Origin of the sequence: Acinetobacter sp. Tr-809, assembly GCF_011753255.1 — a bacterium.
In the GTDB taxonomy this organism is placed as follows: Bacteria; Pseudomonadota; Gammaproteobacteria; order Pseudomonadales; family Moraxellaceae; genus Acinetobacter.
The window spans coordinates 245,469-259,600 of sequence record NZ_VWVZ01000003.1 but is presented as its reverse complement, the minus strand read 5'-3'; the positions used below and the strand labels follow the sequence as shown (position 1 = coordinate 259,600).

Annotated in this window: 9 protein-coding genes and 4 tRNA genes; 7 read left to right on the top strand and 6 right to left on the bottom strand. The window is 43.1% G+C overall.

The window, feature by feature from the left end; translation table 11 throughout:
* Positions 1-102 precede the first annotated feature (102 nt).
* The 6 genes from gltX (at position 103) to F3J02_RS08580 (ending at position 3,877) form a co-directional block, all read left to right on the top strand.
* Positions 103-1,611: a glutamate--tRNA ligase gene (gene gltX, locus F3J02_RS08605; protein WP_167248595.1), complete on the top strand. Its 1,509-nt coding sequence runs from the start codon at positions 103-105 to the stop codon at positions 1,609-1,611.
* A gap of 58 nt (positions 1,612-1,669) precedes the next feature.
* Positions 1,670-1,745 (top strand) — tRNA-Ala (locus F3J02_RS08600).
* Between the two features lie 70 nt (positions 1,746-1,815).
* A tRNA-Glu gene (locus F3J02_RS08595) sits at positions 1,816-1,891 on the top strand.
* A 110-nt stretch (positions 1,892-2,001) separates the two neighbouring features.
* Positions 2,002-3,408 carry an amino acid permease gene (locus F3J02_RS08590; protein ID WP_167248594.1) on the top strand — a complete coding sequence of 469 codons (1,407 nt, stop codon included), beginning with the start codon at positions 2,002-2,004 and terminating at the stop codon, positions 3,406-3,408.
* Positions 3,409-3,621: 213 nt separating this feature from the next.
* Positions 3,622-3,697: transfer RNA gene (locus tag F3J02_RS08585), tRNA-Glu, on the top strand.
* Between the two features lie 104 nt (positions 3,698-3,801).
* Positions 3,802-3,877: transfer RNA gene (locus tag F3J02_RS08580), tRNA-Glu, on the top strand.
* 43 nt (positions 3,878-3,920) lie between these two features.
* Here F3J02_RS08580 and F3J02_RS08575 read toward each other — a convergent pair.
* Together F3J02_RS08575 and F3J02_RS08570 are read right to left on the bottom strand one after the other, a co-directional pair.
* Positions 3,921-4,856, bottom strand: coding sequence for a hypothetical protein (locus tag F3J02_RS08575; RefSeq protein ID WP_167248593.1), 936 nt, complete (start codon positions 4,854-4,856; stop codon positions 3,921-3,923).
* A 179-nt stretch (positions 4,857-5,035) separates the two neighbouring features.
* Positions 5,036-6,643 carry a hypothetical protein gene (locus F3J02_RS08570; protein ID WP_167248592.1) on the bottom strand — a complete coding sequence of 536 codons (1,608 nt, stop codon included), beginning with the start codon at positions 6,641-6,643 and terminating at the stop codon, positions 5,036-5,038.
* 231 nt (positions 6,644-6,874) lie between these two features.
* On the opposite strand from F3J02_RS08570, the gene F3J02_RS08565 reads away from it, so the two are divergent.
* Positions 6,875-7,213 carry a hypothetical protein gene (locus tag F3J02_RS08565; protein ID WP_167248591.1) on the top strand — a complete coding sequence of 113 codons (339 nt, stop codon included), beginning with the start codon at positions 6,875-6,877 and terminating at the stop codon, positions 7,211-7,213.
* Between the two features lie 31 nt (positions 7,214-7,244).
* On the opposite strand, the gene F3J02_RS08560 is transcribed toward F3J02_RS08565, so the two are convergent.
* The 4 genes from F3J02_RS08560 to F3J02_RS08545 form a co-directional block, all read right to left on the bottom strand.
* Entirely contained in the window at positions 7,245-8,189 is a 945-nt protein-coding gene (locus F3J02_RS08560; RefSeq protein WP_167248810.1) for a cation diffusion facilitator family transporter, read from the bottom strand.
* A gap of 126 nt (positions 8,190-8,315) precedes the next feature.
* Complete coding sequence (locus F3J02_RS08555) at positions 8,316-11,483, bottom strand: efflux RND transporter permease subunit (RefSeq protein WP_167248590.1); 3,168 nt, start codon at positions 11,481-11,483, stop codon at positions 8,316-8,318.
* Positions 11,473-12,705 (bottom strand): efflux RND transporter periplasmic adaptor subunit, encoded by a 1,233-nt coding sequence (locus F3J02_RS08550; protein ID WP_167248589.1) that lies wholly within the window; start codon positions 12,703-12,705, stop codon positions 11,473-11,475. Before F3J02_RS08550 ends, F3J02_RS08555 begins: the two co-directional genes overlap by 11 nt.
* Positions 12,705-14,126: a TolC family protein gene (locus F3J02_RS08545; protein WP_167248588.1), complete on the bottom strand. Its 1,422-nt coding sequence runs from the start codon at positions 14,124-14,126 to the stop codon at positions 12,705-12,707. Before F3J02_RS08545 ends, F3J02_RS08550 begins: the two co-directional genes overlap by 1 nt.
* Positions 14,127-14,132: the final 6 nt, after the last annotated feature.

Here is a 14,132-nt window from a genome sequence, read left to right as displayed (position 1 = left end):
TTAAATATGTGCCCCTTCACATGTTTAAATGAAGCCTAGTCATGCCGTGACTAGGCTTTTTCGTTATAATAGTTTCAATTTAAATTTAAGCTCCGATCATTTATGAAAGTCCGTACCCGTATTGCGCCTTCTCCTACAGGTTTTCCACATGTAGGCACAGCTTATATTGCATTATTTAATCTATGTTTTGCCAAACAGCATGGCGGTGAATTTATTTTACGTATTGAAGATACGGATCAACTTCGCTCAACACCTGAATCTGAAAAAATGATTTTAGATTCTTTACGCTGGTTAGGTTTGAACTGGTCAGAAGGTCCAGATGTAGGTGGTCCACATGCACCTTATCGCCAATCAGAGCGTATGGGGATTTATAAGCAATACGCCTTGGATCTGGTTGAAAAAGGCCATGCTTTCTATTGTTTCGCAACCGCAGAAGAACTTGATCAAATGCGTGCTGAACAGCAAGCACGTGGTGAAACACCGAAATACGACGGTCGTGGTTTAAAACTCTCACAAGAAGAAGTACAACGTCGTCTTGCTGCGGGTGAGCCCCATGTGATTCGCATGAAAGTACCAGAGGAAGGTATTTGTAAAATTAATGACTTACTTCGTGGTGAAGTTGAGATTCCATGGGCGCAAGTTGACATGCAAGTGTTATTAAAAACTGATGGTTTACCAACCTATCATCTTGCCAATGTGGTCGATGACCATCTAATGGAAATCACCCATGTCTTACGTGGGGAAGAATGGTTACCATCTGCACCGAAACACCAATTGCTGTATCAATATTTTGGCTGGGATATGCCAACACTATGCCACATGCCATTGTTACGCAACCCAGATAAATCAAAGTTATCTAAACGTAAAAACCCAACCTCAATCAACTACTATCGTGACATCGGTGTACTACCAGAAGCCTTGTTGAATTACTTAGGTCGTATGGGGTGGTCAATGCCTGATGAACGTGAAGTCTTCACCTTAGAAGACATGATTCAAAACTTTGATGTACAGCGTGTTTCACTGGGTGGACCAATCTTTGACGTTGAAAAACTCAACTGGCTCAATGGTCAATGGATCAAAGGATTAACGCCAGGACAACTTCTAGATCGTTTATTGGCTTGGAAAAGTGACCGCCAAACTCTGGAAGATATCGCAGCAGCGATTCAACCACGTATCAATTTGCTCTCTGAAGCCGTCAATTGGGCTGGTTTTTACTTCAACCATATGCCACAAATCAGCAAAGAACAGTTTGAAAGCAAAAAATTGACCGAAGAGCAAGTCCGTCAAAGCTTACAATTCGCCATTTGGCGTTTAGAAAGCCAGTTTACGTGGAACAATGACACGGTCAGCCAAACCTTAATGGACTTGGCGAATCAGATGGAAATCAAATTACGTGATTTCATGCCAGCTTTCTTTATTGCGATTGCAGGTTCAACCAGTTCAACGCCTGTCATGCAATCGATGGTTACTCTCGGCCCAGATTTGACTTTTGCACGTTTACGTCACGCCCTAGAACTTATTGGTGGACCAAGCAAGAAAGAGCTGAAAGTTTGGGAAAAGTTAAATGAATCACTAAAATTGCCGAAAAATGATGCAAATAGTGAGACTTAATTCAGTTTAATGATTGACGTGTGAGCGCATTCCCCCTAATATTGCGCTCACACATTCTGGGGTCATAGCTCAGTTGGTAGAGCGCTACAATGGCATTGTAGAGGTCAGCAGTTCGATCCTGCTTGGCTCCACCAGATTCTCGAAATTGCAATGCTTTTCCGAGATGACAGCTAGACTTTAACCCATTTATGTGTTGCCTCATCTGTCCCTATCGTCTAGAGGCCTAGGACATCGCCCTTTCACGGCGGTAACCGGGGTTCGAATCCCCGTAGGGACGCCATATTCTCAAATATAATAATTATATTTTTCTAATAATCTTTCTCAAGCAGATTGCACATTTTCGAATTTTCCATAAAATAGCCGCTTCTCTATGCTTGGACAAATTGTCGTATGCAATCTTCCAACTCAAATGCGAACTCAGAACCTACAACGCTAAAACGTGCCATGAGCACTCGCCATTTAGTCATGCTTTCTTTAGGTGGCGCAATTGGTACTGGCTTGTTTTTAGGTTCTGGCGAAGTTATCGCTCAAACCGGTCCTGTGGGTGCAATTATTGCCTATGTTTTAGGTGGTTTAATTGCTTATATGGTCATGCTCTGCTTAGGTGAGCTTGCAGTACACATGCCTGTTGCTGGATCTTTTGGTGCATACGCTCAAAAATATATTGGTCCAGGCACAGGTTACATGATTTCTTGGGTTTACTGGCTGACGTGGACCGCAACTTTAGGTACAGAATTTACCGCTGCCGCCTTGCTGATGCAGGAATGGTTTCCACACATTTCCATGTGGATTTGGACCATCATCTTTGCTGTCACCATTTTGGGGCTAAATCTCACCTCAACCCGAATGTTTGCCGAATCAGAATTTTGGCTCGCACTGGTTAAAGTTGTGACTGTAATTGCCTTCATCATTTTAGGCTTGTTGGCAATTTTTGGTTTGATCTCATTCAATGGCTATGAATCGGCACCGTTATTCCACAACTTAACTGCTCATGGTTGGTTCCCGCAAGGGCTTATTCCGATCTTTACCACCATGTTGATTGTAAATTTTGCCTTTTCAGGTACAGAGTTAATTGGTGTTGCGGCAGGTGAAACCAAAGACCCTGCTGAGAATGTTCCAAAGGCAATCAATGCCGCGATCTGGCGTTTATTGATTTTCTTTGTCGGTACGATCATTGTGATCAGCGCGCTATTACCATTCCAAGTCGCGGGCTTAGGTGGTGAAGGGGTGAGTAGCAGTCCTTTCGTGACGGTATTTAACTACATTGGTATTCCGTATGCCGACGACATTATCCGTTTCGTAATCATTACAGCATTACTTTCTGCTGCAAACTCAGGTCTCTATGCTGCATCACGTATGATGTGGTCTTTATCCGATCAGCGTCAGTTACCGAGTGTATTCTCTCGCTTATCAAAAAGTGGCACACCGATCATTGCGCTTGTCGTCACCATGTTTGGTGCGATTCCGGGTCTGTTATCAGAACACTTTGCCCCTGAAACGATTTTTAAGAATTTATTGGGTGTTGCAGCATTCACCATGGTCATTGTGTGGATGAGTATTTGCTGGAGTCAATTTAACTTTAGACGCCAATGGTACAAAGCTGGTCATACCGCAAAAGATTTAAAATTTGCTGCACCGCTTTACCCTATCGTGCCCATCTTAGGCTTTATCTTCTGTTTTATTACAGGGTTAAGTATGGCAGCAGATCCTGAGATGCAAGCCGGCTTTATCGGTTGTTTGCTGTTTATTGCTGCATGTTATTTGAGCCATTACATTTTTTACCGTAATCGCAAATAAATAAACCCCATAAAAAATGCAGCTTAAGCTGCATTTTTTATATCTATAAAAATATCGTTTTGTTTTAGTTTTTTCAGCTTAACTGCTTATTTTTGATTGTTTATTCTACAACATGTTTTATTTTTAGACACTTATCCACTTTTTTTAGATTTTATTCAGAAAAGTGTTTGACACCCTATCTAATTCGCCCTAATATACGCCCACCTCTGAAACGTCCCTATCGTCTAGAGGCCTAGGACATCGCCCTTTCACGGCGGTAACCGGGGTTCGAATCCCCGTAGGGACGCCACTAAATTCGAGGAAAAGCAAAGGTTATAATTATCTTTGCCAAGAATTTAGGCCTAGCGATCAGTATGTTTTACATACGACGCTCAGGTAAATTTCCTCAGATATGTCCCTATCGTCTAGAGGCCTAGGACATCGCCCTTTCACGGCGGTAACCGGGGTTCGAATCCCCGTAGGGACGCCAAATTCTGAAAAAGCCACTGCATTGACAGTGGCTTTTTTATTGCTTATTCGCTACCAATACCGACCTGAACTTCTAAACGTCCAGATTGCACACGTAGACCACGAATCTCAAATTGATCAACCAACTGTTGGACCAATTCACGACTTTCCTGCAAGATATTCAAACCTGGTAAAATACTAAAATCAGTTAGACTTAAGAGCTTATCCACCATCCACGAACGGTTATTAATGAAATCAATAAAACCAGCTTCTTCAAGATCGATATACCACAAGCGATGCCCTTCTTTTTGAATTCCAGGTACATCACGAATCAAATGATTGATCAGGAATGGGATCGGTAAAGAATTAATTAATTCAAAACTGACATTTCCAACGCGACGTGCTGCCCAATTGGTTAAAGTACCACCATGGCGAATTTGCAAATCAAGATGTTCATCGACCTGACGCAGTCGTAGATACTTTTCTTGCCCAATACGACACTCTAAGACATTAAATTCGAGGGAAAGTCGATACAGAAAACGACGATAGTGCCCATCCAATTCGATATGGAAGCGGTCATTACCACACTCAATTTTAATATCATCAATTTCGCTACGATCCATTCTTTTGCGAATTTGATTATTCAGCAACATCTCTGGTAGATACAAGGTCAGACTGCTTTTCCCCAAAGATGTTCTTGCCATTGCCAAAGCAACTTGACGCGCGACCTCACTGGTTTCTGACACCATATCGCGTACCGTATTACGTACCCCTTCAACGCTACGTTTAGTCTGGTGTGTGACATGATCTAAGGCGTCTAGGGCCGCATCTGCCACACCTGCAATGTTACGAGAAGTATCGCTGGCAAATTCAACCGCATCTTGTGCATGTTGCAATGTTTTATTGATCAGTCGACGTGATAATGATGGTTTATCCTCAGATGAAGACACATCTGCTGGCATAATATCGAACATCGCCTTTTTATCATCTTGTCGATTCAAGATGCTCTCCCTCTTCCCTTTGCTACTGGCTCATTTGTTATGAGCGTCGATCTGCTTTCTGAACTTATTAGATGTTTTTCTGTAGATTAGCACGCCCTGCACAGCAATTTGCGTATTTTTGTTGCACAGCTTCAAATTATTTATTCCAACAATTCAACTCATTTTTGCAAAAAAATCTATCACTCATCTGCTTGTATTGCTTGGTGTTCACTGTCGGTTGCTGCTACGTGAATCTGACTCAAACATAGCGTTTTGTACTGCTCTAATGCAGACTCAAGTCGCTGTACTTTCTCCTGCCCATTATCAAAATTTGGTAATTCACGTAACGCAACCCAAGCCGCTTGCACCTGATCAAACTGATTGCCTTTTTCCAGTTTTAGCTTCATCCACTTAGACAAATCCTGCACTCGTTTTTGCATTTCAAACTGCAGAGCAAATAATCCAGTGTTTAAGGCTGATGTATCCAATAATCGTAATCCATTTTGCACTTGCTCAAACTGATGGCTTTGCTGCTGCAGATAAGGGTCTAAAACCTGCTGATTAAACCAGATGGCAAAAGCAATCATGTCTCGAACAATCACATCACGTTGTGCATAAAGTGCGTTCCGCTCAGGATGCTGTTTATTCAAACGGATATCACCTAAATACACCAGCAGTCCTTGTTCTAAAATCATTTGAATATGAACCTGATCAAAATCGCGCTCTGATTTCGATTCAATCTGAGTCAGTTGAGTAAGCAATTCCTCATATTGAACAGGTTGCTGTAACAAGCACAAAATTTCTGCATTCTGTTGGATCGCTTGCCATAAACAGCTAAGCGTCAGGTCGGCTTGCCCTGTACGGGTCGGATCTTGCTCCAAAAGGCGCTGCCATGCGGCTTGCATTGTGTTCTGTTGAACCAAGCTTGTAAGCACTCTTTGCGCTGTTAAAAGCTGTGGTGCTGTTGCAATCACTTCCTGACTAAAAGGAATATGTGACTCTTTACCACCAAAAATTCCATTTAAAGATTTCCCCAGTGAATTCAAGCCACGTCCCACATCTGCCAGAATATTGCTCTCTATGCTTCGCGTTTGCAGAATAGACTCTGGTAGTAACAAGCTGACTGCACCTAACAATGTTTTATTATAATTTTTCGGGTCTATCGGCTTCTCATACTGTATCAACAAATGAATGGCATATTCGATATCACTCAACTGTGGCTGATATTCAGGTTGATTGCGACTCAATAGACAATCGATATAAGCATAAAAGGCAGTTTCATTACGCTGCTGCGATTGTTGTGCCGCCCATTCATAGTATTTAATTGCTTGGTCATATTGTGCAGCACCAGCATAGGCTTTGGCTAAGGCAATGGCGTGCTGAGCAGTTGGATAATGCTGTTGGAAATACTTTAATAAATCAATTTTCGGTTGTTGATCTAGACAGCGATCAAGTTGACGTAGGTAGCAATTGATTTGCTGCTGATTCGGCTGAGTCTCAATGAAATTCAGGCGATACATTAAGCATTGTTCATACCAAGCATATTTACGTGCATGAAATTCATAAGCACCAAGCAGCTCCTCTTCAATCAACCGAATTAACTGTATTGAATAAACAATATCTTCATCGTTCTCATGCCTGAATTTCCACTGCTTCGGTAAAGAAACTTTAAATAAACGCAGCAAGAAATTCGCACTCAGATCAGGACTTTGCATTGTCACCAGCATCAACTTGTCTTGCGTTGACAGGTGTTCTTTGCCTTTCTGAATACGTGATAAACGCAATTTAAGAATCTTGGTGGGTAACATGCGTTTCCTTTCGCATTACTGAGCCAGCTCATCTTGCAAATTAGCAGACTGCTTCAGCTTTTACGAATAGCTTTAGACGAGCTGCATAGCAGTGGTTAGCTCTAGCAAAAGCACTAGCTTCAGCCACCAATGTAAGAACAAAAATAAGTAAATTTATGTATTTGAATCGCTCAAGATTTTTGCTTTTTCATAATTTTCGCTAAAATGGGCAAAACAGAATAGGAATCCTCTATGCAATACCGCTGCCCTAAATGCCAAAGCGTGAAAATTATACCTGCCAGTCAGGGTGCCAATAGCCCTCGTCCGAATGTGCCAAAAAGTTTAGTGTTGCTGGTTCCTGCCATTTTTATTTTATTAATCTTGGTTTTGATTAGCGTTGCGATGTGGATTTTTGGCAATGGTGCTGGCCAAGGTCTGCAAATTGCGACCATCGTCGTTTTTGCGATCTGTGTGATTGCAGGTGTTTTATTCTGGCGTGATCTACCTGATTTTAAAATTTCAATGCAAGCCTTTATGCAAGCACAAAAGCATTGGAAATGCCGTGACTGCAACAATGAATGGCAGAACTAATACAAAAAATAAAATGGATATTCACATCAGCTTAATGCTGATGTGAAGGATCTTGTTCAGTTTTTTCATCATGCTGATGGGTATGCTGACAATTCATTTCTTCATCATCTTCAATTTGCAAGGTCACCTCAGCAATCCCGTGCTCATGCGATAACATCTCAATCGCAGCACGATGTAATTGATTACGATCAGCTCTTGGTGCAAATAGATGCACAGTCAAATGAATATTCTTGGAGGTAATCGCCCAAACCTTTAATTGATGGATACTCTCAACACCATCCAATGCCAGTAGATCATTGCGCAGCTTTTCAATATCGACCTCTTCTGGAACGCCTTCCAACAAGATATTGATACTCTGCTTAAGTAGAATCCATGTTCTTGGCAATACCCAGAAACCAATCGCAACTGCAAGAATGGTATCGACCCAATACCAATTAGTGAAATAGATCACCACTGCACCCACGATGACTGCCACCGAACCGAGTGCATCACTTAACACTTCTAAATATGCGCCTTTCATATTCAGGCTTTCAGCTGCACTGGACATTAACAATTTCATGGAAATTAAATTAATAATCAGACCTATTGTTGCCACAATCAGCATGCCAACACTCTGAATTTCAGGTGGCTGAGTGAAACGTTGGTAGGCTTCGTACAGAATGTACATTGCTACAAAAAACAGCATCGAGGCATTAAATAAGGCTGCCAGAATTTCAAAACGCTGATAGCCAAAAGTACGTTTATTATCTGCAGGACGTTTAGCAATTTTAATCGCCACTAAAGCAATTGCCAATGCAGCAGCATCGGTAAACATATGTGCTGCATCAGACAGTAACGCCAAACTCTGGGTGATTAAACCCGCGACCACCTCAACCACTAAGAAGGTTGAAGTCAGTATCAGCGCAATAGTGAGTTTTTTGATATTACCTTCAGTGACCGCTGCATGACTATGATCATGCCCTTGATGTCCACCCATGTTGGACTCCTTATCATAATTAAATAAGACCTGTTGCAGCCTTAAAGTCAGCCAAAGCGAAAATTGCTTTGGCTGGTTCAGATTCTTCTTCATAAAGTGTTTCATTAAGAAGATAGCATAAACAGATTAAATTGCACTTTCCTGACCTTTGCTCTGTTTGGCTTCATTCATCCAACGGTACACCACAGGCAAGATCAACAAAGTCAGCAAGGTGGATGAAATAATCCCACCAATCACCACGGTTGCCAGCGGACGCTGAACTTCTGCACCTGTACCTGTGGCAATCGCCATTGGAATAAAGCCGAGTGATGCAACAAAAGCCGTCATTAACACGGGACGTAAACGTAATACCGCACCATGCCATGTGGCATAATGAACATCATATTGCTCTCGCAGCTCTTTGATAAAGCTCAACATCACCAAACCATTCAGCACTGCGACACCAGAGAGCGCAATAAAACCGACACCTGCCGACATCGACAATGGAATATCGCGTAGCCACAGTGCAACTAAACCACCTGACAAGGCAAACGGCACGCCACTAAACACGAGCAAACTCTCTTTAAAGTTATTGAACACTGCCATCAGCAGAATAAAAATCATCAGTAATGCCAATGGCACCACAATTTGCATTCTGGCTTTTGCAGAGGCAAGATTTTCAAACTGACCGCCATAACCGAGCCAATAACCACTTGGTAATTTTTGCTGTGCAAGTTTCTGTTGCATTTCACCCACGAAAGATCCCAAATCACGGTCTCGTACATTAGTGGTGACCACAACACGGCGCTTACCGTTCTCACGACTAAGCTGTGCCAAACCTAAGATGTTTTCAACTTTAGCTACATCTTGCAATTTGATTAAACCACCATTCGGCAGTTGAATCGGTAACATCGCCAATTGCTGAGGTGTCCGCATCACATCATCCAAACGCACCACAAAATCAAAACGACGGTCGCCCTGTAAAATCTGTCCAACACTCTGTCCACCAATACTGGCAGCGACCAAGTCCTGAATTGATTTCACTGATAAACCATATTGTGCAGCCAACGCATGATCGATATCGACATTGAGTAAGGGTAAGCCATCTGTCTGCTCAACTTTGACTTCGCTTGCGCCCGTGATAGTTCTCAGCGTTTGGGCAACTTTTTCAGCCTCTTGGTTCAATACCTGCATATCGTCACCAAAGACCTTGACTCCGATATCACTACGTACACCTGAAATCAACTCATTGAAACGTAGTTCAATTGGTTGTGAAAACTCACTGTTGTTACCTGGGATTTTCTCCACATAGGCCAGCATTCGAGTCCGAAGATCATCGATGGTTTCCGACTTATCTGGCCATTGATTGCGTGGCTTTAATAACACCACAGCATCTGAAATATTCGGTGGCATCACATCCGTTGCCACCTCTGCGGTACCTGTACGGGCAAAGATTGCTTTGATTTCAGGGAACTCGGCTAATAATTGTTTCTCAACACTTTCCTGAATTTTCAGCGACTCTTCAATTCCAGTACTTGGTGCACGCATCAACTGTAAAGCAAAGTCACCTTCACTCAGTTGTGGTGCAAACTCACTGCCGACACGCGAGCCAATCGCAGCGGTTAAGACTAAAATCGTAAATGCACCAGCGACCACAACATAACGTAATGCATAAGCTTTATCTAGCAAGCCTTCATAACCGCTTTTTAATGCCGCCATCCAGCGACTTTCTTTCTCTTTGACTTCACCGGTAACAAATAAAGCCACGGCAGCAGGAACAAAGGTAACGGATAAAATAATCGCACCAATCAATGCCAACACTACTGTCATTGCCATTGGGTGGAACATTTTCGCTTCTACACCTGCCAGTGCAAAAATCGGTAAATACACCACCATGATGATGATTTGGCCAAAGATCAGCGGACGTCGTGCCTGTTTTGCCGCTAAGAAGACTTCGGTAAAACGTTCTGAACGGGTCAGGAGTCGACCTTTATGGTGTTGTGCTTCTGCCAACCGTCGAATACAGTTTTCGACAATCACCACTGCACCATCGACAATAATCCCGAAGTCCAATGCGCCTAAACTCATCAGGTTGGCACTGATTTTCTGCTCCGCCATCCCTGTCAGGGTAAACAGCATAGATAAGGGAATAATACAGGCGGTAATCAATGCCGCACGGAAGTTTCCTAAGAACACAAACAGAATCACGATGACCAGAATTGCGCCTTCAATCAGATTCTTCGCCACCGTTTTAATGGCTTTATCAACCAAATTACTACGGTTATACACCGTTTCGACCACCACCCCTTCAGGCAATGAACGTTTGATTTCCTGCATTTTGCTGTCTAGCGCTTGAGCGATGGATTTACTGTTCTCACCCATCATCATCATCGCGATACCCAGTACGGTTTCTTCACCGTTATAGGTAGCACCACCGGTTCTCAAATCATGTCCAATCGAAACTGTTGCAACATCGGCAACACGGATTGGTAAACCATTCTTGGTACTAACCGTAACATTCTCGATGTCCTGTACGGTTTTCAACATGCCTGGAATACGTACCGTAAGCTGCTGCCCATTTTCTTCAATAAAACCAGCACCACGGTTTTCATTATTTTCAGTGAGTACGGTTTGTAAATCGGTTAAAGGAATTTGCAGTTGCTGTAAACGTTTTAGATCAGGAGAAACCACATAGGTCTTGTTATATCCCCCAATGGTATTGATTTCAGCAACACCTGGCACACGTTGTAATTGAGGACGAACAATCCAGTCCTGAATTTCACGTAGGTTCATGGCCTGATAAGGTGTACCATCGGCCTTTTTGGCATTCGGTTCAGCCTTGATCACCCATTGATAGATCTCCCCTAGACCCGTTGAAATCGGTGACATCTGCGGATCAATATCATCAGGCAAAGCACTTTTGGCTTCCTGTAAGCGCTGGTTAATCAGCTGACGTGCCCAATAGATATCAGTACCATCTTTAAAGATCACCGTGACTTGGGATAAGCCGTAACGGGAGATCGAACGGGTTTGTTCCAAATTAGGAATACCCGACATGGCATTTTCAATTGGATAAGTAATTCGCTGTTCAACCTCAGGGGCAGTGAATCCACCTGCTTGGCTGTTAATTTGTACCTGTACGTTAGTAATGTCAGGCACGGCATCAATCGACAGTTTTTGGTAACTATAGATACCGACCCCAATCCACGCCACCACAAACAGCATGACCCAAATCGCATTACGGATTGAAAACTGAATAATCCGATCAAACAAGCCTTCCGCGGGAGGAAGCTGTAACTTATCTTTAATGTCCATGCTCAGCCTCTCCCTTCTCGATCTCAGATTTCAAAAGGAAACTGCCTTGACTGACATATTGTTGCTTTTCAGTCAGACCCGATTGGATTTCCACCCACTGTCCATCACTTGAATAATTACCCAGTTGTACTGGGGTTGGGGTGAAATGCATCTGGTCTTTCTCTTGCTTAGCAACAAAAACCGTCGCTTTGCCTTCAATCTGCTGAATCGCTGCTTTGGCAACACGAAGTACAGGCTTCTTGTCCGTGCCATCTAACAACACGTTCACCATCAGATTAGGGCGTAATTCTTTGGCTGGGGTTAACACTTTGGCACGCACCTGCAAACGACCTGTCTGGGTATCTGCCGCAGTAGTCAAAGTCTGAATTTGTGCTTTAAAGCTATTATTGGTTTGCAGCGACTTAAACTCGATCTGCTGATCTGGTTGGACATTGATGTTATTCACACTTGGTAAAATAAACTCAATCCAGAGTTGGTCCAGCTGATCAATCACAAATAACTGCTTATCGGCGGTAATTTGTTCACCCACCACAATATCTTTCAGACTCACCACACCACTTAAAGGTGCGGTCAAGACATAGCGACCCTGACTGCCACTGGATGCACCCAAGGCAGATAAGCGGCTACGTGCAGCTTGTACCTGAATCTGTGCCTGACGATAGGCATTATAGGCACGTTGATAATCCTGACGTGCAGAAACCCCTTGTTCCCAAAGTTGTTTTTCACGTTGATAATCTTGCTGTGCAAGCGTTAAAGCCTCTTGTGCAATACTTAAATTGGCTTGCTGGTCCACCAAATCAGGAATAAATAGAGTGGCTAAGACTTGCCCTTTCTTGACTTGCTGACCGAGTACTGCATTGACACTTTCCACACGTCCGGCAAAAGTCGCTGAAACATGCGCTTGCTGGTCGGTATTGGTGACCAATTTGGCTGGATATGCAAATTGCTGTCCGACTTCGCCCACCCCAACCTGAGCCAGTTTAACCCCATATTCAGTCATCTGTTTTGGGCTTAGATTTAAACTGCCTTCCTCACTTTCCTCAGCATGCCCAGCTTCACCTTCAGCATGCCCTTCCTCACCTTCAGCATGGCTATCCGCTGCAGCAGCATCACCACTGGCTTTATTCTTGCCAGTGAAAAATAATAACGCGCTGAGGACTAAGCCAACCGCAACAACCAGAATGACCCAAAACCACTGCTTTTTAGATTTATTTGTCGACATTACTCTGCTCCTACTACAGCGGGAAGGCTATTGGTATCTTTCCAAAGGGTTTGATTAATCTGATTTAAAGCGTCACTTGAACTCACCATACTCGGCTCTATTCCCAGTGCTAAACTCTCTGCATCAATTTGCTTTTGCCATGCACTCTTAAGTAACTGCACTTTATTTAAACGTTGATCTTGCAATTGCATAGTGGCTTGCTGGACATCGGTAATGGCATATTTACCAACTTTAAAACCGAGCAGCATTTTCTCTTGTACCGTTTCAGACAATGGAATTTGTCGTTGATTGACTAAATCGAATTGTTGTTTCAATCCTGCCAACTCTGCAGTTAAAGTCTGAATGGCATTTAAGTTTTGCTGTTTATAAAACTGTTGTTGTTTGACCAGTAAATCTTGTTTGGCATTGGCAATTCGCAATGAATACTGCTGACGATTAAAAATATTCAAAGGGATATCGATGCCCACTCGGAACTTGTTATCCGTCGAATTTGTTTCTGCACTTTTACTTTGCACCATACCTAAATTGACGGTTGGATTTGGTCGGTTGGATACTTTTAAATAATCGATATTGGCTTTTTGACGTACGATATCGAGTTGAATAGCACGCTCAAATAAGTTGTTCTGCAAATAATCTTGCAAATCTTTTTGTTGTGGCCAGACATTGCTCGCTTGGGTAGAGAAGCGATTATCGGTACTGCCCCACAGATTTGCCAATTGACGCTTTGCAGTGGCTAGAGCCAGCTCGGTCTGCTGGAATAAACGCTGGTTTTCAATATGCGCCATCAAAGTACGGTCTAAATCGACCTGTGCAATACTGCCAGCTTTAAGTCTTAAGCGCGTTGCATCTAAGGTCGCCTGACTGGTTTTTAATTGCGCCTGGACCACATCATGTTCTAACTCTAGCACCACGACTTGCGACCACAGATATTTCACCGCCAACTCAAGTTGCGCATTATATAGCTCTTGATTGAGACCGACCTGAGACGCTTGTACGTCGGCAAGCTTCACCGCAGCACGACGTTGACCGAAAATGTCCAATTTTTGTGAAACACCAAACTCCAGCTCTTTGTCTTTACCTGACCTAAAGTCGGTTTGCTGAATTGAAAAACTTGGATTCGACCATAACCCAGCTTGTTTCACATTGGCCTCAGCGATCCCTTGCTGTGTTTGCCACACCCCTGTGCCTGCCTGATATTGTTTCACATCCTGCAAGATTTGCTCAAAATTCAAATTGCGTTGTGCAGCTTTGCTTATAGGCTGCTGATTCGCATCCAGTAAAGATTCTGCGGCAATAGATGGACTCAAAATGGCAGCACTCAAGGCAAGTGCCAAGGCTGACCACTTCAATGACAAGTGAGTACGATTTTTTCGCGTACGCTGCTCAACTGCATGGATACGCTGATTTAAACTAAAAGACATATAAAG

Bases quoted from the DNA above. Each gene is read 5' to 3' on its own strand.
- F3J02_RS08590 (WP_167248594.1), top strand. From the start codon at position 2,002: ATGCAATCTTCCAACTCAAATGCGAACTCAGAACCTACAACGCTAAAA.
- F3J02_RS08545 (WP_167248588.1), bottom strand. From the start codon at position 14,126: ATGTCTTTTAGTTTAAATCAGCGTATCCATGCAGTTGAGCAGCGTACG.
- F3J02_RS08550 (WP_167248589.1), bottom strand. From the start codon at position 12,705: ATGTCGACAAATAAATCTAAAAAGCAGTGGTTTTGGGTCATTCTGGTT.
- gltX (WP_167248595.1), top strand. From the start codon at position 103: ATGAAAGTCCGTACCCGTATTGCGCCTTCTCCTACAGGTTTTCCACAT.
- F3J02_RS08570 (WP_167248592.1), bottom strand. From the start codon at position 6,643: ATGTTACCCACCAAGATTCTTAAATTGCGTTTATCACGTATTCAGAAA.
- F3J02_RS08565 (WP_167248591.1), top strand. From the start codon at position 6,875: ATGCAATACCGCTGCCCTAAATGCCAAAGCGTGAAAATTATACCTGCC.
- F3J02_RS08555 (WP_167248590.1), bottom strand. From the start codon at position 11,483: ATGGACATTAAAGATAAGTTACAGCTTCCTCCCGCGGAAGGCTTGTTT.
- F3J02_RS08560 (WP_167248810.1), bottom strand. From the start codon at position 8,189: ATGGGTGGACATCAAGGGCATGATCATAGTCATGCAGCGGTCACTGAA.